Consider the following 22,323-nt stretch of genomic DNA (forward strand, 5'->3'; position numbering starts at 1 on the left):
AGGTGATGGAACACATCGTTGTATCAAGGAGTGATTTGATGCTTTCCATCCTGCATCCAAGCGTGATGCGTAAAGTTCATGAATTATCTATCGGCTTGCTCCCAATAACTATCAAGGGAGACTCTATCCCGAAATTGATTGTGAAAACCTCTAAGGAAGCAATCTTAACGGCAAAGGTAAGACAGGGCTTTCTTATCTATCTCATACCATACGAGATTCCAGGCGTTCGATCGCTCGCCTTCCTAGCGGCTTTTTTTGATGATCAACGTCACCCCTATACGTCAGGTGGCGCGCTTATAAAGGAACTGATGGCTAAGGATTTTTCTTTGTTGTTCCAAGCGCCAATAGTTGATGTTCATTTCTTCGATGAGCTTGGAAGGGAAATGCTGGCGTATAGAACCGCATTCCATTCAACTAAGCGACACAAAGATATGTTAAGAGGGGCTGTTGTTCCTTCTATTGAGGGTTTGAATCAAAGCTTGATACTTGATCGTATGGCTGAGTGGTTTCGATTAAGCAGCCCAGCAGATGATGCCTCAGCCATCAAGGTGACATTTACAGAATCCCTTATGCCTGATGACATCATATACTTCGATATGCGCCCTGATGCTCATGACTATCATGGCAGTGCGGGATTTAGTTCGGCTCCTTTAGAGCGTAGTGAACCGGGACCGTTTCAAGAAAAAGAAATTGTCGCTTTGCTTCAGCGTACATTTAAATCTAAAGAAATCTATCTTGCCCCTCTGAGAGTGAATGATAAAGAAGAAGTGGTCGATGTCTTGGTGGTGACTGCTCGTAGCGTGATTCTTATACAGGCTAAAGATAATCAGAATCTTGAAAGTACGTTAAATAAAACCATTGAGAAGAAGCGAAATGCAACCAATAAGTCTCTGAAGGGTGGGCTTGGTCAAGTAAGAGGGGCTATTGGTTATTTGAAGAGGACCGTTCCGTTTGTGTTTTTGATAGATGGAAATGAAATTGAGTTGGATTTGACGGGTAAGCGAATATATGCGCTGGTGGTAGTGAGAGAACTTTTTGATGATGATTATGATGAGTATACTCCTCCCATGTTGGAGCTTTACAAGGCGACAGGGGTAGCCTGTATCCCTTTGTCATACACGGAACTGCACCAGTACACTCGCTTTATCGAAGGTGATGAGCATTTTTATGAGGCGTTCAACAAGGTTTTCAGTCATGGGCTAGAAACAGGTATGTTTCCTCGACTTCGGCTGCATCCTCCAGGTACAAAATTCTAACCTTCATGATGAATCAGATGTGCCAATAGTCCGTCGCGGATCAGATCAAGATCCGCTTCGGTAAATCCTAGGAGTTGCCGCTGTTCATATCTTACGTCTGGCGCTCCCCGTTCGGCTCGATCTTTCAATCCATATTGGTGAACCCTAGCGATTCTTGCGATTCTGCCCGTGAATCCTACGCTGATAGTGTTCCCATCGCCTTGGACCTTCAAAAAGCTCGCCGTGCGCAGCTTCTGAAACATCTGCACCTTTCGCTTCACTCGTCCTTGCTTGCCCCGCAGATTACGTTGCTTTCGTGGCGCGTACTTGCTCCCGTCCGGGTTGCGCTGGGCGATGATTCGCAGTTGTTGGCTGCGACGCAGGGCCTGGCCGATGCTGCGGGCCAATTTGTTGCGCGATGCCGGTTCCAGTTGACCCAGTAGGCCGGCGGCCCAATCCTCCAGCGTTTCCAATCGGGTGGTCATTTCGGCAGCACCCACTCACTACCAGTACCCTGCGCGCCAGGTATCCAGTTCGGATCAAGAAAATCCGCGGCCCGTTGCGGCTCGCCGGGATGTCGAATGGTGGTGTTGCCTTGGTCATCCTTGCCCACAACCACACGCTCCGTCAGCGGCAGCGTCAGGCTCATATCCACTTTGCTGTTGTCGAGAATGTCAGCCTCGAATTGGATGCCGTCAGCGGCCTTGCTCAGATTCTCCAGCAGCTCGGACTGGTGAACGCTCAACCAACCAAGCAGCGGCAGCATTACGCTGTCGGGATGGCCGGCGAAGTCGGTAAGGATGACCTGCAGGTCGAAGCTGTACTCGAACGACAGCGTCTGCGCGGCGGTGCAGCGGATCTTGCCGTTGTCGATGAAGATCAACAGTCGGTCGGGGTTGTGCTTGAGTTCGGCCACGGTGGCGAGCAGGTGCGCTTTTAGGCTGTCGGGCTTGTTCATGGTCGGGCCTGCTGGTGTTGGTAAACCATGTCTACCTGGCTCGCACAGTCTGCCCACGCGGCCTCAACGCGATCTTGGTCGGTGAGCTGATCACCGTTACTGCGCGGCTTGGTCGCCGGAAGCGTGCACGGCACCACGGCCGGACAGCCACTGACGATAAGCGTCGGCGCCGGTGAAGGCGGGGCGCTCGCGCAGCCGGCGAGCAGCATCAGGCAAAAGCTGGGCAGCCCAATTGCGTAGATCGGCGTTTTCACGTTTCAGAGCCTCGATGGTGAGTTCGCGCTTCGCCAGGCCTTGGCGCAGTTGATCCTGTTGCGCACGCAGGGTGGTCTGGGCGTTGCGTTCCTGTTTCAGGGTGTCGCGCAAAGCGTTGGCGTTGGCGAGGTTGTGTTCGGCTTGTTCTTGAGCGCGGCTGGCGTCTTGCTCGGCCAGTTGCGTGTCTTTGTTCGCCCCGCTGATGCGCAGCTCCTGACTCCAGATCAGCAGCCCCAGCGTTGCAAGCAATGCAACGCCGAGCAAGGCCTGCCGCAGGATGCTCACGCCCGGTACCAGCCAAGCTGATTCATGTCGCCGATGTCCATGTGCTGGATCGGTCCCCGAATGATGATGACTTTGCGCTGAGGGTTCTGGATGCGGAGCGCGTCGCGCAACTGCACCATGTCCTGCTGATCGCTGTTCTCTGGCACTACCAGCAGATCACCGTCCTGTACGTTCAGCCGCTGCACCGCGTCGAAGTCGATCATGCCGCCACCGCCTGCCCGCAACCGCAGTCGTCGTGCCGTTCGTAGGCGCGCTGAAGTTTGATGTCGTAAAGGTTTCGCTGATAGTCCGGCCCGTTGTAGAGCTTGGCGAACTCGGCCCATTTGCGGCCCTTCAGCGCCTTGTGCAGCACCGGATCGGTCTCGATGAAACGGACGAACGCGTCGAACTGCTGCGATTCTCCCGCGCTCATGGCGGCGACAAATTCCTGCACGCTGTTGTACCCCAGGCGCTGCCAGTGAAATCCCATGATCTGGAACGCACCCCATGACGCGGATTCCAGTGCGGCGGTGTCGTCGATCAGGCGAGCGGTCGCCAGGCGCTGGTGTTCAGCGCTGCCTCCGGCATAGCCGCCGGATTTCGGATTGACGATGGCCGGGTTGGTTGCGGCCAACTGATCAGCGTGGTGTTTGAGTGCGGCGAGATCATCGCCTTCGTGCCGAACCTTCGCCAGTTGGCGATACATGATGTGCCGTTCGAACAGGATCACCGGTTTGCCGTTGTCGAGGAAGCCGGCGCCTTTCGACTCAACTTCATTGACCGCGTAGACGCTGGCCAGCGGCACGCCGAGACGTTCGGCGGCTTTGACCAGGTCGGCGTTCTTCAGCAGTTGCTGGCAGTCGGTGCCGGTGAGCGCGCTCAGTGTTTTGCTGCCGGCAACGCCATCAGCCACCAAACCAACCTTGAGTTGATAGGCGCGCACGGCGTGTTCCGTGGCGTCGCCGTAATCACCATCGACGTTCAGTTTGGCGCCGTGTTGGTTGAGGCTCTTTTGCAGATTGCGCACCGCTTGCGAGCGGTCACCGTGGCGAAGGGGCGTCATAGCTGTTCTACCTTGCGGTTGAAAATCTTCTTGGCGGCCGCGCGCGTGCCCTCGACGCCGAGCAGCCCGATGACGCCTCCGAAGAACGGCGCAGTCGAGGCTGGAATCCCCAGCAGTGACAGCCCGTGACTGGCGGACAAAGCGAGTGCGCCGCAAAGGGGAGCCTCGATCACCATGCGGCGCACGGTGCCGCCGCCGTAGATCACTCGAAGGCTCGCAATGACAACGGCCAGCAGGCCGGAGTAAATGGCGGGCCAGTTCTGTTCGAGCCAGGCGGCGAGCCAGGCCCAGGTGTCGGGACGGTCAGGCATGCGTTTCATTCCATGATCCAGAGTGGTTGGGTTCAAGGGCGCGGTGCGGGCGGTTCAGTCCCATAGGTTCACCATCTGCCGTTGCGGGGCGGCGGCTTGGGCTTCTGGCATTTGCACCAGGAGGCCTTGCGGCAAGGTCGGGCCGTGGTCGGCAAGGCCGGGGTTGGCTTCGAGTACTGCTTCGGTGACACCGGCGGTGCGGCCGTAGTGACGCCAGCACAGGGCATCGACGGTGTCGTTTTGTTGGGCGGGGATGCTGACGGCCATCAGATCAGCTCCACAGTGGTACGGCCGAGGCCGAGGAAGTCGCGTACGGCCCAGCGCTGGTCGCGGCGCAGTTCGTCGATGCTCGGTGTCAGCTCTTCGGCGTTTTGGTTGCCGCTGTTGGTGCTGTCGTAGGAGCGGTAGCGCTCGCAGATCTCCGCGCCGGTCGCGGCATAGATCGCTCGTTGGTAGAGGTGGACGAGTTCAGACTTGTCCTCGATCTGCTCGGCCGGTACGTCCGCAAGAGTGTCGTAGCCTTCGGCCTGCTTGGCGCGGCGCCATGCGGCGAACTCGCGGTTCACGCTGATGGCGGCGGCGATGGTCGCGGTTTCCAGACGGATCGGCGTGACGCTGGAGTCAATGCGTAAGGTACCGCGCACGTCGTCGAGGTCGATCGATGGCCAGAAGGGGTCGGTGTTGATGTGGCCGCTGGAGGCCGGACTAGTACTGCCGCCCGCTACGAATCCGCTCATGAATCTGCGCTCTGTTGTAGGTCGCCGGTGGTCGGGGCTTCACGTTCAGGAGGAGCGGCCTGGCCGATCCGCCCCGAGCCGGCGGGGTGCGTGGGGACGCTCGGTTAGCTGCCAGCGGCAGCGAGTTTGTTGAGCAGGCGTTCAGCCCGCTCCAGATCCTTTTTGCCACCGCAGGCGTCGTGCAGGTCGATGGCTTTCTTCAACAAATCGATGCCGGCCTGAACTTGTCCCGGTTGGCCGGGTTGATCGTCGGTGAGGCCTTCCAACGTGGCGCGGCCCATGGCGAGGAACAGCTTGGCGCGTGCCTGGTCGGGCATGTCTTCGGTGTCGGTCAGTTCAGCAGTGCGGTGCAGGATGGCCAAGTCGAACGGCTCTCCGACCTTCTGCGCCTTGAACGCGGCGGTCGCGACTTCTTCGGCGACCAGGCACCCAAGCGTGCGGGCGAAGCGGTCGGGCATGACCATCTTGTGTTGCAGCACGTATTGGGCGATGTCGAGGCCACCGGTGAAGTCGCCGGCATCGAAGCGCCAGACCATGATGGTGGTCAGTACTTCGTCTTGTGCACCTTGGCCAGCGTCCAGCACGCCCTGCACATATGGGATGTACTCAGGCAGGAGCTGACGTTTGAGTTCGGCCTTGCCTTGGTTCGATTGCACCTGTTTCAGGCGCAGGCGGTCTTGCAGCAGTTGGTTGAGCTGATGTTCGTAGGCCGTGGCGCCGGCCATGGTTTGAGTAGGTTCAACGGCTGCCGCCTCCTTGGCGGCAGTGACGCGTTGAAAATGACGACGGCAAGGGTTGGTCATGGTCTTCGCCCTCAAGCCAAGGTGATGTTTTCGGCCATGGCCGCACAGCCAAGGTCTTCGATCACATAGCTTTCGTTTACCGATTCGAAGTTCTCGATGCGGTCGCGTTTGGCGTTGTCGACGACGGTGCGGCGTCGGGTACCTTCCTGCCAGTAGATCGACAGGTTATCGAGGCGAGTGACCAGCAGGCCGTTAGGCGGGAAGTGCGGTACGCGCACGGCCGGCAGATTGCCCAGACGTTTCTGGCTGGTCACGATGTCGGCGGCCAGCATTTCAGTCGGTGCCTGCGTTTTGTTGATGATCGGGAAGTACTTGTCTGCCAACAGCTGACGCCCGCAGATGACCACCAGATCGGTGTCTTCCTGATACCACGGGTCAATGAACTCGTTGACCATGCTGACAACCAGCGCATCGATATTCTCGAAGTCCTTACCGGCTCCGATTTCGATCTTGCCGCTGCCAGCCGCTACCTCGGCCATAACGCGGGCTTCGTTTTCGGTGCGCATTTTTTGCAACCAACCGATGTTGACGTCCTGCAACAGCGGGTTGGTGGCCGGGTTCGAAGTGGCGGCACGGCTGGTGCCGTTCCAGCCGATCATGATCCGGTTGAGTGCCTGGGCTTTGATGATCGCGTCGCGGATACGCGCCTGGAAGTCTTTGAACTTCGCCCACTGATCCAGCTTCTGGTAACGCAGGCCGGTGTCGAAGTTGGTTTGCGTGCAGGTATACCCGCGATTGTCCAGACTGCTCGGGTCACGGGGTTCGCGATCCTTCACAGTGGTGTCGGTGGTGCTGGCAATGGTGCCGTCGATACCGATGCCGATCTTCTCGCCGGACTGTTCAGATACGCCATAGATGTTGATCGAGCTGAGGAACGAGCTGGATTCCTGAATGCGGGTTTCCAGCGTCTGGGCAACGCTTGGTGCTGCGGTGAATTTGGTGGTGACGTCGCTCACGCCGTGTAGCTGAGCAAGCTGTTGCAGGTAAGCGTTGAACAGAACTCGTGTGTCGTTACGCATGGTGGTCGTCCTTCGTTTTTCGGGGCTTTGGTGGGGCTGACTGTCAGCAGTCGGTCACGACCGAGTTATCGCCGCCGGTAATCGGAGGGCGCGTCTTTTGGTTGTGGTCTTGGGTGGTGGAGAGCTTGGTCTTCAACTCGGTGAAGTCCTTGCTCAATTGATCCAGTCGGGTACTCAGGCCTACGGAGAATTTCTTCTCGGCGCTCAGTTGGTCCGGCAGGTCCTTGACGTGTTCGGCGACGGCTTCGACGGCATCACTGATCTGGGAAAACTCGCTGTCGTCCTTGGTCTGTTTGCCTTTGAGCAGGTTTTGCACCTTGCTGAAAAGCTGGGCGCCGATGCTCGGCTTTTCCTCGATCTCTTCGAATGTCAGTTCGGTTTCGACAGCCTCGGTGAACATCGAGGTCGCGGAGTAATGGCGATCCTTGAACGGATTGGCTTCGGGTTTTTGAGCAGAGAACGCGAGGACGTCGGTACCCAGGCTGGCAGGCGAGTCGGTCACCGCCAGGCCGACGATGTACGCCTCACCCGTATCGGAGAAGCTGTCGTCAATTTCGATGGAGGTGTAAATCTTCTGCTTCGCCTTGTTCATGGCGATCAGTTCAGGCGTCGGCTCAACCTGGGCGAACAGCGCCAGTTTCTTTTGGCCGTTCATGTCCACTTCTTCGGTCTTCACTGCCAGCACGTCGCCGTAGGCCTTGAACGGACTGTCGGGCAGCACGCTGCGGTAATGCTCCAGCCAAATGCGGGCGCCATAGGTGGACGGGTTGAAGTTCTTCGCAGCCTGTTCCAGCCAGCTGCGTTTGATGGTGCGCTTGTCTGAGGTAGCGCCCTCGACGGCGACGCGGAACCAGTTGCTGCGAAATTTCTTCATGCCGGGAATCCTCAATGCGTTGGGCGCTTAAAGCGATGCGATGAGGGGCATGGTCGTGACGCGCGCGAGTTGCGGCAACGAGGCGGGACTGTAGGGGCGGGGACTACAAGGGGAAGCGCTATTGAGTCGCGGGCGCGGGCGGCAGCATCGCGGCCATGACTACGACCGAACTGTTGCCTATCGACCCACGCCGCCAATCCAAGTTTCTCTACTGGATGGGTTGGCGCATCTGCGAGATTGCTGAGGCTACGGGCGAAAAGGAAAAAACGCTACACAGCTGGAAGGCCCGAGACGAGTGGGACCGCGCCGATAACGTTGAGCGTATCGGTGGGGCACTGGAAGCGCGGTTGGTGCAACTGATCCTGAAGGACAACAAGAGCGGCGGCGACTTCAAAGAGATCGACCTGCTGCACCGGCAGTTGGAGCGCCAAGCGCGGATCCAGCGCTTTCAGGGGGGCGGTACCGAAACCGACCTCAACCCGAACCTGGCCAAGCGCAACGCCGAGCCGAAGAAGAAGGCGGTCAAAAACGAGATTGATGAAGACCAGATCGAGCTGCTGCGCGAGGCCTTCATCGATGGCTGTTTCGACTATCAGAAGGACTGGTACCGCGCTGGTAATCAGCGCACCCGCGTCATCCTCAAGAGCCGGCAGATTGGCGCGACTTACTACTTCGCCCGTGAGGCGTTCATTGATGCGCTGGACACCGGGCGCAACCAGATTTTCTTGTCGGCCTCGAAGAACCAAGCCTATCTGTTCCGGGGCTACATTCAGGCGTTCTGCCGTGAGGTGATCGGCGTCGAGCTGACTGGCGATCCCATCGTTCTGCCCAACGGCGCCGAGCTGTTTTTCCTCGGCACCAACGCGCGTACCGCCCGGGGCTATCACGGCAATTTCTACTTCGACGAGTTCTTCTGGACGTTCAAGTTTGAAGAGCTGAACAAGGTCGCTTCGGGCATGGCGATGCACAAAAAGTGGCGCAAGACCTACTTTTCCACGCCATCGAGCATGGCCCATGAGGCCTACACCTTCTGGACGGGAGAGCGCTTCAACAAGGGCAAGCCCGCCGCGCAGCATACGAAGGTTGATGTGTCCCACGGCGCGCTCCAGCAGGGCCGGTTCTGTGAGGATCGGTTGTGGCGGCAGATCGTCACGATTCTGGACGCGGAGCGGGGCGGGTGCGATCTGTTCGACATCGAAGAGCTGCGCCGCGAATACAGTCCCGAGGCGTTCGCCAACCTGCTGATGTGCGAGTTCGTCGACGACGGCGCGAGCATCTTCCCGCTGACCTTGTTGCAGTCGTGCATGGTGGACAGCTGGGTCGAGTGGGCCGAGGACTACAAACCTTTTGCCATGCGCCCGTTCGGAGATCGACAGGTATGGATTGGCTACGACCCGGCTGAGACGGGCGACTGTTCCGGGATGGTTGTGGTCGCGCCGCCACTGGTACCGGGGGGCAAGTTCCGCATCCTCGAACGCCACCAGTTCCGGGGCATGGATTTCGCCGCACAGGCGGCTTTCATCAAGAGCGTCTGCGACCGCTACTGGGTGACCTACATAGGCATCGACGTGACCGGTCTGGGCAGCGGCGTGGCCCAGCTGGTGCGCCAGTTCTTCCCGGCTGTGACCACCTTCAGCTACTCGCCCGAAGTCAAAACCCGGCTGGTACTCAAGGCCTACGACGTGATCCACAAGGGCCGACTCGAATTCGATGCCGGCTGGACCGACATGGCCCAGTCGCTGATGGCGATACGCAAAACCGTCACCGCCGGCGGACGCCAGTACACCTACACCGCCGGCCGCAACGACAACACCGGCCACGCCGACCTGGCCTGGGCGCTCTTTCACGCATTGCACCACGAACCGCTTGAGGGGCAGACCACTGCCAACACCGGGCGCATGGAGATTTACTGATGACCGAAAAATTGGCCAACCAGACGTTGCCCGCGACCACTCCCGCTGTCGGCGCTGGAACGCAGGTATTTTCCTTCGGCGAGCCGGCGCCGGTGTTGGGTGGCCGGGAGGTGTTCGACTATCTGGAGTGCTGGTTCAACGGGCGGTGGTATGAGCCGCTGTTGTCGCTGGATGGGTTGGCCAGGTCGGTGGGGGCGAGTGTGCATCTGCACTCGGGTTTGATGTTCAAACGCAACCTGTTGAGCAAGACGTTTATCCCGCATCCGCTGCTGTCGCGAGCTTCGTTTGAGCAGTTCGCCCTGGACTTCCTGTGTCTGGGCAATGGTTATCTGGAGGGGCGACGTTCGCGGTTGGGCGGGGTTCGCAAGCTGGAGACGCCGTTGGCTAAGTACATGCGCCCTGGGCCGGATGGGCAGTTTTATCAGGTGCGAGGGTGGAAGGATGAGCATGCGTTTGAGCCGGACAGCATTTTTCATCTGCGTGAGGCGGATCTGCATCAGGAGATTTATGGGCTGCCGGAGTGGATCAGCGCGTTGCAGTCGGCGCTGTTGAATGAGTCGGCGACGTTGTTCCGGCGCAAGTACTACGAGAACGGGAGCCACGCCGGGTTCATCTTGTACATGACAGACGCGGCGCAGACCGAGGCGGACATTGATGCGTTGCGCAAAGCACTCAAGGAATCGAAGGGGCCAGGCAATTTCCGGAATTTGTTTGTTTACTCGCCGACCGGCAAGAAGGACGGGATTCAGCTGATCCCCGTGAGCGAGGTTGCGGCGAAGGATGAATTCAACTCGATCAAGAATCAGACGCGGGATGACGTGTTGGCTAGCCTGCGGATACCGCCGCAGTTGATGGGCATTGTTCCGCAGAACGCGGGCGGATTCGGATCGATTCGGGAAGCAGCCCAGATCTACGCGGCTAATGAGCTCGAGCCAATCCAGACGCGAATGACTCAGCTGAACGATTGGCTGGGTGAAGAGATTATGAGATTCAAACCCTACGAGGTAGGCGGGGAGGCGTAAAAGCCCCCGCGCAGTAAACGAGGCGACGACCCGGTGCGTCAACACCGGGTCGTCGCTGAAACACTCGAACAACCCGAGTGCTCCAACCAAGGCCTCGCCCCACTGCGCAGGGGGTGCGAAGCCTAAGCGAATCCAATTTTCGAAACAAGGATCACTTATGAGCACACCGATAATTCCATGGATGGGTGGCAAGCGCCGCTTGGCTGATCGCCTCATTCCACTTTTCCCACCGCACGAATGCTATGTCGAGGTTTTTGCTGGTGGTGCCGCGCTTTACTTCATGCGACCACAGGCGGCGCCCGTTGAGGTTCTCAACGACATTAACGGCGACCTGGTGACGCTGTATCGAGTTGTACAGAACCACTTGGAGGAATTTGTGCGGCAGTTCAAGTGGGCGCTTAGTTCACGTCAAGTCTTCGAATGGCAAAAGATGACCCGGCCGGAAACTCTCACTGATATCCAGAGGGCAGCCAGATTCTTTTACCTGCAGCACCATGCCTTCGCCGGCAAAGTCAGCGGGCAGACCTTCGGGACTGCCACGACTGGGCCTGCCATCAATCTGCTGCGGATCGAGGAGAACCTGTCAGCCGCCTGGCAGCGCCTGTCTGGAACCTACGTTGAAAACCTGTCCTGGCTTGAATGCGCGGAGCGTTACGATCGACCGCACACCTTTCACTACATGGATCCGCCCTATTGGCAGACTGCTGGTTACGGCGTTGACTTCCCCTTTGAAAATTATGAGCGCATGGCCGACTTCATGCGGCGCTGCAAAGGGAAGGTGATGGTCAGCATCAACGATCATCCGGACATTCGGCGGGTGTTTGAAGGCTTCCATTTCGAGACTGTGGATATCAGGTACAGCAGCACAAATCAGCGTCAGGGCAAGGCGGAGGTCAGTGGGGAACTCGTGATTATGAACTGGGAACCTGCCGCCCTAGGCGGTTTGTTTTGAGTTGATGCAATTATAATATCTTTGATAAAGCCGCCTCTAGGGCGGCTTTTTTTGACGGTATATTTAAATTCTAAGTATTCAGTCCTCTCGTTTGCTGTCGATTGTTGGTGGGGAAATTGGTGATGGTAATAAAAAAGCGTGTTCAGGGAATATTTTTTTTGCGATATTCCAAGTGGTTAGATGGAGTTGATGATTTGAGTTCAGGTTTTCACAAACCATTTCGTGGGTCTGTTTGGCATTGTTTATTGCAGTATAAAAAAGGCGTGGTCCGATTAGAGTTTTGATGTTTTCTCGTGTCAGTACTTTTCCGTCAATATCATGTTTTTCAAGCGCCGGTTGGAGGTGTTCGGCGTGAAAGTTATTTCTCATCTCCATGCTGGCAACAGCTTGTTCAAATCGTTCCTGTTCAGTAGTTAGATCGAGAAGGTGTTTGACTTCACCTAAATCAATTAAAAAATTCAGGCTGTCAAAATCAATTCGTACATCCTTGTAGTCAGGGAATTTGTACGCCTGCATTGTGAACGCTTGTTCAAGGTCTGTATCAAAACCGTCAAAGCAGTTTTTAATTTGAAGCATGGCGTTGTATTGTCTGAATGATGTGAAGAGACAAGTATCTAAAGCGATTTTTCTTTTTTTAGTTTCGCTTGTTCTTCCTCGTGCTTTCTAAATAAATACGCAAAGTAAGATCCAGAGAAAGCGCCAAGGCCGGCAGAAAAGAATGGCCAGATTTTATCTGTAGAAGGAGTAATTGCTTTGTCGATTGCAAGACTAGAGAAATACCACAAGACCAAAGCTGCCAAGCCTGTTAAGACACCCATCCAGATAGGGTCATAATCTCTTAAGTTTTTCATGTTTGACCTTGATTACCCCTGAGCGAGATCAGTGGTTTGTTTCTATCGTAGTTGTCGTTCCCGATGCACTATAGCTTTGTTACAAAGCCCTTTCCAGAACATGTTAAACAGTCTTCGCATTTCGCGAAATGATCAAGGCAAGTTGGACAGATACAAAATCGGGCCAACTCAATGAATGGGCGCAGCCTTTCGAACATGTGAATGTTGCGAATCTCTCGGGCGACCTGAGCGACGTCTATCATCCATCGGAAAATTTCCGGATCTCTAAGTGGCTTGTAGGTTGCTCCATTGATGGTGCGCGCCGTCTCGACCAGTCTGAACTGCAGTCCATCATGCATCGTCAACGTGAGGCCAGTAATTCTACCGATCTCTCCAGTGATGTTCAGAGCAAACTCTGCTCCATTCGCATGCGGGTACACCTTGCCATCATAGGCATGGATAGGACTGCGCGATTTATGAGTTGCTTCGTCAAAGATCGTGCGGCTGATCGTTCCAAATAATTCACCAGTGGCAATCCTCACTACGTCATAACTTGACGATCCGCGATATCGATCAGGGGAGCATTCAAGCTCCTCTACAGCGTGCCAGTACGCGGCATCCGCCAGTTCGTTCATATCAAACTGTTGGAGCTGGTCGATCAGGCCTTCTGCCGCCAGTGTCGAAGTCATTGAGTGGAGCGTTTCACGGTGTGCTTCCGGGTTCTGCATTCGGAAGTCGAGGTCATCAAGAGTCGAGCGCCACTGCTGAAGTCTGAGCGCCTTGGTCTGGTCGAAGTTCATGAGGTTCAATCACTGTACGGATACTGGTTTTTTGTACAGTAGTTGAGTGAGGGTGAGGACGCGAGCGGGAGGCGACGAGCTGCTCGGGTCTCGGGGGGTGGCGTGCCACAAGAGAAGCCAGCGAGGCCTGCTCGCGCCTGGCGCGCGCCGTCGTCCCCCCACCTCGCCTGCGGGCTAAATGGGTCTTTTTTTCCGCAGCCCTGCGATCCGCTGAGCGCAGCCACGCGTGGGCTTTGTGATACTGAATGAATGAGACAAAACGCCTGCAAATCCCTGCGAAGGTAGGGCACCTCGATGCATTTTCCTGGCTCGTTTGTTCGTCAGACATGAGGCACCGTCAGGCGCTGATTTTCAGGAGCGGAGTCGGAAAAAAGTAATGTGGTAATTCGGATATCGGTATACCGCTGAAAGCCCCGTATTCATTGGCTTTGCGGGATTACTTCAGAAAGTAATTTTAAGTAATGAAAAAGGTAATTTGAACGTAAGTGATTGATTTGTAAGGAGTGAATAAATGGAAAAATTACTTCCTTAAAAGGTAATTACCTTACCTCTACATTACTTAAAAATTACCTTGGGCCGATCCCTTGCAGGCCAGTTAAATCAAGGCTCTCAGGCCGGTCAGTTGATTAAGTTACTGAAATTACCTTTTTCCGATGCCGCACCCGAAAAAAGGGATATCCCTCTATGGCCCTTGGCTTATTCGACTGCCGCACAAACTCATGGGACCGCCGTGGGACCGCTTGCGCGCTAACTATCGCCCTGAAACCCTTATAAACTGGGGGGCGATGTCGCGAAAATCGCAATCGGGCGGTTTCGAATCTCTCCTTCACCGCCATATTCAGTAAACACAAAACCCCTGATTTCGAAAGAAGTCAGGGGTTTTGTGGTTTCTGGTGTCTGGATTTTATTGGCAGCGGCGTGAAGTCTGCTTTGAGCTATTACAATCGCGAATTTATTCATCCTTGTAGGGACGACATTCCATGATCATTTCCACCACTCACGCCATTGAAGGCCGGCAGATCGCGGCCTACCTGGATATCGTCAGTGCCGAATCGGTGCAGGGCGTCAATGTGATCCGTGACATGTTCGCTGGTATGCGCGACTTTTTTGGCGGCCGTTCGCAGACGCTGGAGCGCGCTTTGAAGGAGGCGCGTATTCAGGCGACCGAAGAAATACGGGAGCGTGCGCGTGCTTTGCAGGCGGATGCGGTGGTCGGGGTGGACTTTGAGATCAGTATGCCCGGCGGGAAGGGCGGGATGGTTGTTGTGTTTGCGACGGGTACGGCGGTGAAGTTGCGTTGAGTTTGTTTGACGGGTGTGTAAGCCCATTCAGAGGTTGAATGGGCTCAATCTTGCGGTGCAATCAGCCTTGTGGCTTGAGGATCACGGTGCCTCTTTCGTCATAGGTCAGTGGTGTGTCGACGGCGACGAGAGGGGGTGTATCAGAAGGCGGGTTGGGTTCGACTGGCTTGCTGGGATGGTAAATGACCCCTGGTTGCAGAACCGGTGTGTCCGGACCCGGATACTTGATGGTGATTTCACCGGAAGCGATCTTCTCCTTGAGTTTTTCCGCGCCAGCCTTGCCGGCTGCGATCTGTTCGTCCGTGAGTTTTACGACAGGCATATTGGGGAATCCGTTGATTTGCATGTTCTCTCCTTGAGATTCATTTGTATGAAAAAGGGCAACGGCCTGGCTTTGGAATTCTTTAGCAATCTGGGACCAATGGTTCATCGTCTGTTTAAATTTTTCAGGCCATTCGTCGGGCATCAGGGGATCTGAATCACAAGTCCAGGAATGACCAGCTAGTCTCAAAAGCCATGGAGGTCGATATTTTTTCAGGCACAAGGGTTTTTGCCGGTGTCGATCTGTTGCGACGGGGCGAAGGTATGACTGATCCGTATATCGAAGACGATGGCGCTGAATTTTCCTTCAATAACTGCGTACGGTGCGGCCAGACCGAGTATCAGTCAGGTTTTGGCGAGGATCCGGTGCAGATCGGCAAAATCAAATCCGCGGCACCCAAGGGACCCAAGGCGAAATTTCTCCCCAGAGTCACCACGCGTTCCAGGAAATAATCGTTCTCTGCATAACCCTGCTACTGAGCGGGGTTTTTTATGGTTGTGGGTTTGAAGAATTTTCCTACAGGTGATGACGGAAAATCAGTCTACTTTCACAAACTTTTCACGTCTGCCGCAGTAGGGTGAAGCCATCCGTTAGAAAGCAAGTCTCCAGCCCGTTTCCCCAGCGGGCTTTTTTTTGCCTGCCACAAAACCTTTTCCAGAATTGCTGTCCAATCGGCGCCGAGTGCGCGCGAGATCCGTGATTTTGGCTGGACTTTCGCGCGACGACGGCATTAAATCCCGGCCCTTTTTGTCATCCCAATTGTTGAGGTTTTCGTCATGCGTTTAACACTGCCTGCTCTGGTTCTGGGGCTTCTGGTTGCTCAAGGTGCAATGGCTGCCGGTGATGGCACTGCTGCGTTGGGCGGTGGTCTGGGTGGCGCACTGGGTAATGTCGTCGGCCAGAAAATGGGCGGCAGCACTGGCGCGGCCATTGGCGCCGGCGTAGCAGGCGCGGCGGGCAGCGCAATGGCGGCGCGCAAGGGTAGCCGGACCAAAGCGGCGATTGGCGGCGGCGTTGGCGCAGCCGGTGGTTCGGTGATCGGCAACAGCCTGGGCGGCAGAACCGGCGCCACGATTGGTGCAGGCCTGGGTGGCGCAGCTGGCGGCGCAGTGGGCAGCAACTTGTCCAAAGGTCACAAGCGTCACTGAGACTAATCCCTTGTCAGAAAAAGCCCGGCTCGATGTCGGGCTTTTTCATGGCTGAACGTTTTCCCCGTTTGCGTCTCCAATCTCACATAGGCCCATGTCTGGGCGGACTGTCCCGCTTCGGGAACTGTGAGGTTCATATGCGCTTGTCATTATCTGCACTGTTTTTCGGTTTGCTGGTAGCACAAGGGGCGATGGCCGCTGGTGATGGTACCGCCGCTGTGGGTGGCGGCTTGGGCGGCGCGCTCGGCAATGTGGTCGGTGGACAACTCGGTGGCAGTACTGGCGCGGCGGTAGGTGCGGGTGTTGGTGGCGCGGCCGGCAGTGCCGTCGGGGCGAATAAACGCAATCGAACTGAAGCGGCTATTGGCGGTGGTCTCGGCGCGGCAGGTGGCTCGGTCGTTGGCAACAGCCTTGGCGGGTCTACGGGTTCGACCATTGGCGCAGGGTTGGGCGGCGCGGCGGGTGGTGCGGTCGGTAATAACCTGGGTGACGATGGCGGATCTCATTCGGGTGGCGGTCACAAGCACAAGAACAAACATAAAAACCGCCATCATTGATGGAGGGTTAAGCGGAAACCCGGCTTTTTGCCGGGTTTTTTGCATTTGATCGTCAGACACCGGAACGATTGACTGTAGGGCTTTTCGAACGTCATACACTCCCTGAAATGACGAGGTTGCCATGACTCCTGAAACCGAAGGCAAGGAAGAGAAAGGTTCGAGTGGACTGCCGTTTATTAATGATCCGGGGAATGAGGATCCGGGGTCGTTGATGGATGATGCGACGGTGCCGTTGAATGATTCGGATGAGGCGGGTATGGAGTATGAAGAGGATGAGGATGAGCAGTGATCGGATGTTTGAGAAAATCTGAGCGTCTGAATCCGGATTTTAAGGGCCTGAGTTCAAGAGGTCCTACAAATTTGTTAGTGACTAAAAATGGCTGCCCACCAGTCATTGATCTGGTGAGCGAGTCTAGGTATAGGCGTTTTTTTGTAGTGCTAACAATGTGAAATCTCGGATTTAGAGAATTCCAAATTGTCTAGAATCATGCTGAGCAACTGGATGTCGAACTGTTCTCTGTATCTATATAAAATTTTATGATGCCTCACGGTAATAGAGCACCCGTCGCTCAATAAATTTTAGAAAGGTAACTCTGTTAAATATACGCTAGGTTCTCGCAGTCTTAATGATGATGTGGTAAACGTTACTTTCGAAGTGCTTGATACAGCTGAAATCAGATATCTGTCTCCAATTGGTTGTATGGATAGACTTAAGTTTTTTTGAGTTGGAATGTTGGATGTCGTCAACTCTCTAATTTCACAGCATGTTATTCCGATTCGGCAAGCATTGTATCCTATGGATTCCCATTTTTTCGGAGGAGTGTCCGGCATTTCTCTAATATCAAATGCCAAGGTCAATGTTGAAAGGTTGTTGTCCATGTTTAAAGCGAATAGCTTGATCTCCCCAACGGGTATATTTCTGCTGAATACCATGTTGAAGAGTTTGCCTCCTTCTATTTCATTCCAGTATTTCATGGTCATTCCTTGAATGGATAATGATCGCTCGTATTTTTTACTTTGCCATTGCGTGTGTCATCAGCGGGTCGTATGTTTATGTGAGGTCCTTGATCTCCTCGGTTATTTATATCTCCATACTTGTGTCCCGCTGAGTGGTCTTGGAGTGTCAATATAAAACCATCCTCTCGGGTGAATCTATATTCTCTGGTTATAATCGGCTTTCCACTGCTGTCTAGAATGTTATTTCCTTTTCTATCCGTCATGTTGACATAGGTGAACTGCTTCTGCCTGCCACTTACCTCATCAATTTGAATATCTGGCTGTTGCCCTTTCGGAATTCCTGCATCAACTTTTGCCTGTCTGAATGCACCGCGCCTGGAAACCTGTGGTAGCTCAACATCATCAGGTTTTGAACAATTGATCGATTTTCGGCCTTTGGGCGGACAATTGGAGCTCAACCCCAACGGATCCACCCACCCCGTCGGATTCGGCACGTACTGGTACTGATTCAACCCACCGGCCAACTTGATCGGATCCGGCGTCAAATACCGTCCCAACCTCGGGTCGTAGTACCGGTGCCGGTTGTAATGCAGGCCGCTTTCGCCGTCGAAATACTGCCCCTGAAAGCGCAGCGGCTGGTTCAGGTAGTCCTCGCCGGCCAGTGTCAGCGTGGCGACTTTGCCGTAGGCGTCGTATTGCGCGGACCAGACGATGTCGCCGCTGTAGTCGGTGAGTTCCTGCGGGGTGCCGAGGTGGTCGAGTTGGTAATAAAACGGGCAGGCTTTTTTCGGGCCTTTGCCGTCGAGCAGCGCGATGGGGCGGAAGGTGCCGGGTTCGTAGACGTAGCTGCGGTATTCGTGTTCGCTGCTTTCGGCGATGAGGTGGTCGCCTTGCCAGAAGAACTCGGTGGTCTCGCCGTTGACGGTTTTGCGGATACGCCGGCCAAAGGCGTCGTATTGGTAACTGGCGGTTTGTCCGTCGGGGCGGGTCAGGCCGATCAGGCGGTGCTGGCAGTCGTAGCGGTATTCAGTGACGAGTGTCTGTGCGCGGCCGCGACGTTCGCGGATCAGGTTGCCGAAGGCGTCGTAGTCGTAATGACGATCGCCTTGCATCAGCAAGCGATTGCCCTCGGATCTGGCTGGGGCCGGGGCGGTCCTGCATCAGCAGGTTGCCGGCCGGGTCGTGGGCGAAGGATTCCGGCAGTTCGTCGCGCGAGTGTCGTACGCGGATCAGCCGGTCGAGGGCGTCGTAGCCGTAGGTGCGCTGGCCGTGACGGGTGTCGGCAATGTGCGCGAGATTGCCGTTGGCGCTGTAGGCATAATCGCGGCGGTACAGTGCATCGCGCTGATGGCCTACGGCGTGGGCGAGTAATCGTCCCTGATCGTCGTAGGAATATTCGCTGAGCAGCAGGCCTTGCTGGCGCTGCAGTTCGCGACCGGACTGGTAGACATGGCGGGTCAGCGGCGTGCCGTTGAGGTCAATCCCGTTCAGCGCGCCGCCCTTGGCGTGGCGGTAGTCGAGCACGCTGTTGTCCGGCAGACGCATGCGTTTGAGCTGGCCGCAGGTGTCGTAGCGGTAACGCAGGGTGCCCCAGCCCTGATGCTCGGTGATCAGCCGGTCCTGACGGTCGTACTCGAAGGCCAAAGGATGTTGCTGGCCGTCATCAACACTGATCAATCGGCCGAGTCGGTCGTACTGGTAACTGACCTTGACGCCGTCGGGCAGGGTTTTGACCAGCAGACGCCCGGCAGCATCGCGTTTATACGCCGTGACTAACTGTGAACCGTCATCGCCGAACTCGGTCTTCTCCAGCAGATGCCCGTTGAGGTCGTAGGCATAGGCGGTGCGGCGGCCGTCAAAACCGCTTTCCTGACGAATCAGCCCGGTGGAGGTGTAATCCAGCCGATACTTTTCCCCGGATTCGTTTTCAATCTCGGTGAGCAGCAGTTGCGCATGGTCATAGCGGTATTGCACCCGCGTGCCGTCGGGGTTGATCCGCCGCGAGACCAGGTGCAGATCGTCGTCGTATTCGTAGCGGGTGATGCGCCCCAGTTCATCGCGCTCGGCAGTGACCTGACCGTAGGCGCCGTAGCTGTAGGCGCGGGTGCTACCGGTAGGAAATGTCGTCTGAATCAGTCGGCCAACGGCGTCCCAGTGCTGACGGGTGACTGCACCGTGTTCGTCCGCAGTCGTGGTCCGTCGCCCCAGCGCGTCGTAGGAAAAACGCCGCACGCCACCGTCGGGCAGGGTTTCCTCGGTCAACTGGCCGAGGGCATTCCACACCAGCCGATGCCGGCTGCTGTCCGGGTAGCGGATCGACAGCAACTGCCCACGGGTGTCGTAGTAGTAATGGGTGACATGGCCGTCGGGATCGACCGCTTCGGTGACGTCACCCTCGGCATTGCGCCGGTAGATCCACACCGCCTCGCCGCGTGAACGCAGGTACAGGAAACCGTTGCGATACTCGTAGGACGTGGGCGCCTCGTCCGGCGGAATCAGCGCGATCAGCCGTCCGACCTCGTCGTAGCGGTATTCGGTGACCGCACCCAAGGCATCCTGCTCGGCGATCAACCGCCCCGATGAGTCATAGGCCTTGAGCTGTTCACCACCGTCCGCCGAGACTTTACGCACCAGCCGCGCACGCTCGTCGTGGACGTAGGTCTCTTGAGTGCCGTCGACGTAATACACCGCCACGCTGCCGTCGTCGTTCCAGACGTAACGCGTGTCCATCTGCGAAAACGATGCCCAGTGCCTGACACACCGAGCGGCTTTCCCCGAACGCTCCCACTCCCAGAAGAAGCTCGCGCCGCCGGCCAGTTGCCGCTGCAGAATCACGTGAGCGTCGTCGTAGTCGTAGCGCTCGCTGTCACCGGCGGCGTTGGTCGCTTCGATCAGGTGCCGGTAGGCGTCGTAGCGGTAACTGACCAGCGCCTGTTCGGTACTCCAGGCACCCTCGCGAAACACCTGATAATCAACACCCAGCAACTGCGCCCGGTCATAGCGCAACAACAGCGAACGCCCGGCGCCGTTGTCCAGGCGCTGCACCCGGTCAGACCGATCGCGCTGCACCGTCAGACGATTGCCATAGGCATCGCTGATCGCCGTCAGCCGTCCTGCACGAAAGTGATAAAAGCGCGCCGTGTCCCCGGCCAGCGCGAGGATCAGCTCTTCCGGTTCATCACCGAGAAAAATCGCCGCCCGCGACAAACTGTTGTGAATCGCTGGCCGCTCACTGCTCGGCAACGGAAAACGGGTGCGGCGGTTTTCGTGGTCGACCCAGACCACAAATTCGCCTTCAAACGCCAGCCGATGCGCCAGCGAATGACTCCAGCCAAAGCCCAACCCAACATCGATTTCGGCGGCGCTGGAGCGATACAAACGGGTGAACTCAAACGGCAACACGCCATCGAGCACCGCATCGCTCAGGGTCAGCAGTTCTTCGCCGGTGACCATCGACACCGGGCAGCCGTTGGTGCAGGTGCGAGGCACACAATCGGCGCTGTCACCGTTGGGGTTTTTCGCCTGATCCGGCGAGTCGTCATGCGGCTCATGCCGCTCGATCCGGCTCGAAGCGCCAGACTTGTCCCGCACAACAGGCGCCGGATTCGGCACCGTCAACACCACAGAATCGGCCTGACGAATGTTCAGCGGTATCGACGGTGTCGGTTTCAACTCAACGTCACGCACATTGAGCATCACCGGCTTCAAAACGCTGGCATGCCGCGTCAAATCCGCCGAGGACGTCAGTTCGGCCAAGCGCAACGCCGAGGCCGCCAGCCACTCCCGCGCGCGCGGCGACTTGATCTTCGCCAGCACCTTGCTGCTCAAACGCAGCGGCACGCCGATGCCACCCGACACGCCCATCAACAGGAAGCTGATCAGCAATTCGACGCGCACCTCGGCCACCACTTCAGCCAGATACTGCGGCGGCAGCATCTTCAGCCAACTGGTAAACGCGGCCAGATGAATGAACAGCAGCGGCTCGTCACTGAGGATCAACAGACCGTTGGCGATGGCGTCGCTGGAGGCATTCAATAACGCCTCAAGCTCGGCCTCGCTGAGGTATTCCAGCAACTTTTCACTGTTGGCCTGCAAGTCGGCGAGCAGGGCGAATACCTGTTTAATGTCATCCCAGACGCCATTCAGGGCTTTCTCGAATCCACGCCAGTCGGCCTGTTGCAACTGACCGTAACGCTCAAGAAATCCAGCGCTGGAAAACTCCGTCCACTGTGGTTGAAACTCTGCCCACTCAGCGCGCAACCAGCCCTCAAGGCCTGCAATGACACTTTCATAAGAGGCATACAGCGCACGCACATGGTCCGTGGACACATCGGGAAAGAAGGTGATGCGATAACGCTGGCCCCGATCGCAGTCGGTCACTTGCAGAATGCCGCTGGGGCCGATGGTGTAATGCAGCGGTTCGCCGAAAGTCAGCACGCCGCCGACATCGGCAAGCACCGGTTCGAGGGTTACCGGGGTGTTGCCAATCGGTACAAACCTCGCGGCCTCGAACATGTGCACCAGCGTCAGCGACCCGCTGGCCGAGCACATGACTACCGATGAACTGAGCGGTTGGCGCGACTTGATCGGCGCGCTAAGGCGCACGTCGTTGCCGACCGTAAAAACTTGCTCGACATCCAGCGCGGTGCCTGTCCAGAACTGCTCGGCCCAGGCCTCGTAGTTGTTCAGGCACAGGCGGAATTCGCGAATCAGGTGTTCGAAGTCCGGCTCATCGGGATTCAAAGCAGCAACAACGAGCAGGCCGATGCTGTTGTTCAGGGCCAGCAGCCGATCGGTTGGAAGCATTCGCAGTCTCTCGCGCACGTCAAAAAGGTGCGGGGACTTTGCGGGGGATCAAACAGGAAAGAAGTCGGGCGAGTAGGCGATGCCTGTAGGGCATTTCGCTAAATATCTGCGAGTAGTTCATCGCTCAATAAACATTGGCCGTTGCTCAATGTCTGTCGCGCTCGTTATGCTGCTGAATCCTTTAATCAGATCCGAG

The 22,323-nt window shown here is 56.5% G+C and carries 25 protein-coding genes and 2 pseudogenes; 9 read left to right on the top strand and 18 right to left on the bottom strand.

The features are described from left to right. The first annotated feature begins 38 nt into the window (after positions 1-38). Positions 39-1,256, top strand: coding sequence for a hypothetical protein (locus AB4O11_RS17610; RefSeq protein WP_460127665.1), 1,218 nt, complete (start codon positions 39-41; stop codon positions 1,254-1,256). Here AB4O11_RS17610 and AB4O11_RS17615 read toward each other — a convergent pair. The 12 genes and pseudogenes from AB4O11_RS17615 to AB4O11_RS17670 form a co-directional block, all read right to left on the bottom strand. Then, positions 1,253-1,720 (bottom strand): phage virion morphogenesis protein, encoded by a 468-nt coding sequence (locus tag AB4O11_RS17615; RefSeq protein WP_095124370.1) that lies wholly within the window; start codon positions 1,718-1,720, stop codon positions 1,253-1,255. The two genes, AB4O11_RS17610 and AB4O11_RS17615, sit on opposite strands and share 4 nt — an antisense overlap. Further along, entirely contained in the window at positions 1,717-2,193 is a 477-nt protein-coding gene (locus AB4O11_RS17620) for a phage tail protein (RefSeq protein ID WP_169843605.1), read from the bottom strand. Before AB4O11_RS17620 ends, AB4O11_RS17615 begins: the two co-directional genes overlap by 4 nt. After that, positions 2,190-2,447, bottom strand: coding sequence for an Rz1-like lysis system protein LysC (gene lysC / locus AB4O11_RS17625; RefSeq protein ID WP_460127668.1), 258 nt, complete (start codon positions 2,445-2,447; stop codon positions 2,190-2,192). Before lysC ends, AB4O11_RS17620 begins: the two co-directional genes overlap by 4 nt. Next, positions 2,368-2,733 (bottom strand): annotated as a pseudogene (locus AB4O11_RS17630) (Rz-like lysis system protein LysB); the annotation flags it as partial. The pseudogene AB4O11_RS17630 and the gene lysC, both read right to left, overlap by 80 nt. Beyond that, the gene (locus tag AB4O11_RS17635) at positions 2,730-2,936 is read right to left on the bottom strand and encodes a hypothetical protein (RefSeq protein WP_095189068.1); all 207 of its coding nucleotides are present in this window, start codon (positions 2,934-2,936) and stop codon (positions 2,730-2,732) included. The pseudogene AB4O11_RS17630 and the gene AB4O11_RS17635, both read right to left, overlap by 4 nt. After that, the gene (locus AB4O11_RS17640) at positions 2,933-3,775 is read right to left on the bottom strand and encodes an N-acetylmuramidase domain-containing protein (protein ID WP_460127670.1); all 843 of its coding nucleotides are present in this window, start codon (positions 3,773-3,775) and stop codon (positions 2,933-2,935) included. The genes AB4O11_RS17635 and AB4O11_RS17640 overlap by 4 nt, the downstream gene beginning before the upstream one ends. Further along, complete coding sequence (locus AB4O11_RS17645) at positions 3,772-4,095, bottom strand: phage holin, lambda family (protein ID WP_169843613.1); 324 nt, start codon at positions 4,093-4,095, stop codon at positions 3,772-3,774. The genes AB4O11_RS17640 and AB4O11_RS17645 overlap by 4 nt, the downstream gene beginning before the upstream one ends. Before the next feature lie 45 nt (positions 4,096-4,140). Next, positions 4,141-4,353: a tail protein X gene (locus tag AB4O11_RS17650; protein ID WP_460127673.1), complete on the bottom strand. Its 213-nt coding sequence runs from the start codon at positions 4,351-4,353 to the stop codon at positions 4,141-4,143. After that, complete coding sequence (locus AB4O11_RS17655) at positions 4,353-4,823, bottom strand: head completion/stabilization protein (RefSeq protein WP_460127675.1); 471 nt, start codon at positions 4,821-4,823, stop codon at positions 4,353-4,355. Before AB4O11_RS17655 ends, AB4O11_RS17650 begins: the two co-directional genes overlap by 1 nt. Positions 4,824-4,927: 104 nt before the next feature. After that, positions 4,928-5,626 carry a phage terminase small subunit gene (locus AB4O11_RS17660; RefSeq protein ID WP_460127678.1) on the bottom strand — a complete coding sequence of 233 codons (699 nt, stop codon included), beginning with the start codon at positions 5,624-5,626 and terminating at the stop codon, positions 4,928-4,930. Between the two features lie 11 nt (positions 5,627-5,637). Beyond that, positions 5,638-6,645 (bottom strand): phage major capsid protein, P2 family, encoded by a 1,008-nt coding sequence (locus AB4O11_RS17665; protein ID WP_086793274.1) that lies wholly within the window; start codon positions 6,643-6,645, stop codon positions 5,638-5,640. 43 nt (positions 6,646-6,688) lie between these two features. Continuing rightward, positions 6,689-7,519 carry a GPO family capsid scaffolding protein gene (locus AB4O11_RS17670; protein WP_460127680.1) on the bottom strand — a complete coding sequence of 277 codons (831 nt, stop codon included), beginning with the start codon at positions 7,517-7,519 and terminating at the stop codon, positions 6,689-6,691. Positions 7,520-7,674: 155 nt separating this feature from the next. On the opposite strand from AB4O11_RS17670, the gene AB4O11_RS17675 reads away from it, so the two are divergent. From AB4O11_RS17675 to AB4O11_RS17685, 3 genes are all read left to right on the top strand, one after another. Further along, complete coding sequence (locus AB4O11_RS17675) at positions 7,675-9,432, top strand: terminase ATPase subunit family protein (protein WP_460127682.1); 1,758 nt, start codon at positions 7,675-7,677, stop codon at positions 9,430-9,432. Then, positions 9,432-10,454, top strand: coding sequence for a phage portal protein (locus tag AB4O11_RS17680; protein ID WP_460127684.1), 1,023 nt, complete (start codon positions 9,432-9,434; stop codon positions 10,452-10,454). The genes AB4O11_RS17675 and AB4O11_RS17680 overlap by 1 nt, the downstream gene beginning before the upstream one ends. Positions 10,455-10,611: 157 nt before the next feature. Further along, on the top strand, positions 10,612-11,406 hold the full coding sequence (locus tag AB4O11_RS17685; RefSeq protein WP_460127686.1) for a DNA adenine methylase: 795 nt from the start codon (positions 10,612-10,614) through the stop codon (positions 11,404-11,406). 78 nt (positions 11,407-11,484) lie between these two features. On the opposite strand, the gene AB4O11_RS17690 is transcribed toward AB4O11_RS17685, so the two are convergent. From AB4O11_RS17690 to AB4O11_RS17700, 3 genes are all read right to left on the bottom strand, one after another. Next, positions 11,485-11,982 (bottom strand): hypothetical protein, encoded by a 498-nt coding sequence (locus AB4O11_RS17690; RefSeq protein WP_460127688.1) that lies wholly within the window; start codon positions 11,980-11,982, stop codon positions 11,485-11,487. 38 nt (positions 11,983-12,020) lie between these two features. Next, entirely contained in the window at positions 12,021-12,257 is a 237-nt protein-coding gene (locus AB4O11_RS17695; protein ID WP_460127690.1) for a hypothetical protein, read from the bottom strand. Positions 12,258-12,325: 68 nt separating this feature from the next. Further along, positions 12,326-13,036 carry a hypothetical protein gene (locus AB4O11_RS17700; RefSeq protein WP_460127692.1) on the bottom strand — a complete coding sequence of 237 codons (711 nt, stop codon included), beginning with the start codon at positions 13,034-13,036 and terminating at the stop codon, positions 12,326-12,328. Between the two features lie 980 nt (positions 13,037-14,016). On the opposite strand from AB4O11_RS17700, the gene AB4O11_RS17705 reads away from it, so the two are divergent. Further along, positions 14,017-14,337: a YbjQ family protein gene (locus AB4O11_RS17705; RefSeq protein WP_099758444.1), complete on the top strand. Its 321-nt coding sequence runs from the start codon at positions 14,017-14,019 to the stop codon at positions 14,335-14,337. A 61-nt stretch (positions 14,338-14,398) separates the two neighbouring features. On the opposite strand, the gene AB4O11_RS17710 is transcribed toward AB4O11_RS17705, so the two are convergent. Then, complete coding sequence (locus AB4O11_RS17710; RefSeq protein WP_225919972.1) at positions 14,399-14,803, bottom strand: hypothetical protein; 405 nt, start codon at positions 14,801-14,803, stop codon at positions 14,399-14,401. 119 nt (positions 14,804-14,922) lie between these two features. Between AB4O11_RS17710 and AB4O11_RS17715 the strand changes: the two genes are divergently transcribed. The 4 genes from AB4O11_RS17715 to AB4O11_RS17730 all read left to right on the top strand — a co-directional run bounded on the left by AB4O11_RS17715 (position 14,923) and on the right by AB4O11_RS17730 (position 16,653). Next, complete coding sequence (locus AB4O11_RS17715; protein ID WP_093441821.1) at positions 14,923-15,111, top strand: hypothetical protein; 189 nt, start codon at positions 14,923-14,925, stop codon at positions 15,109-15,111. 324 nt (positions 15,112-15,435) lie between these two features. Further along, positions 15,436-15,807, top strand: coding sequence for a glycine zipper domain-containing protein (locus AB4O11_RS17720; protein ID WP_016983669.1), 372 nt, complete (start codon positions 15,436-15,438; stop codon positions 15,805-15,807). Between the two features lie 137 nt (positions 15,808-15,944). Continuing rightward, positions 15,945-16,364: a YMGG-like glycine zipper-containing protein gene (locus AB4O11_RS17725; protein ID WP_007914081.1), complete on the top strand. Its 420-nt coding sequence runs from the start codon at positions 15,945-15,947 to the stop codon at positions 16,362-16,364. Between the two features lie 121 nt (positions 16,365-16,485). Continuing rightward, entirely contained in the window at positions 16,486-16,653 is a 168-nt protein-coding gene (locus tag AB4O11_RS17730) for a hypothetical protein (protein ID WP_186624372.1), read from the top strand. Positions 16,654-16,943: 290 nt separating this feature from the next. On the opposite strand, the gene AB4O11_RS17735 is transcribed toward AB4O11_RS17730, so the two are convergent. Further along, positions 16,944-17,339, bottom strand: coding sequence for an Imm50 family immunity protein (locus AB4O11_RS17735; protein ID WP_158561689.1), 396 nt, complete (start codon positions 17,337-17,339; stop codon positions 16,944-16,946). 2 nt (positions 17,340-17,341) lie between these two features. Then, a pseudogene (locus AB4O11_RS17740) lies at positions 17,342-22,127 on the bottom strand (RHS repeat-associated core domain-containing protein). Between the last annotated feature and the right edge of the window lie 196 nt (positions 22,128-22,323).

The sequence above is a fragment of the Pseudomonas sp. H1_D05 genome, assembly GCF_054682705.1.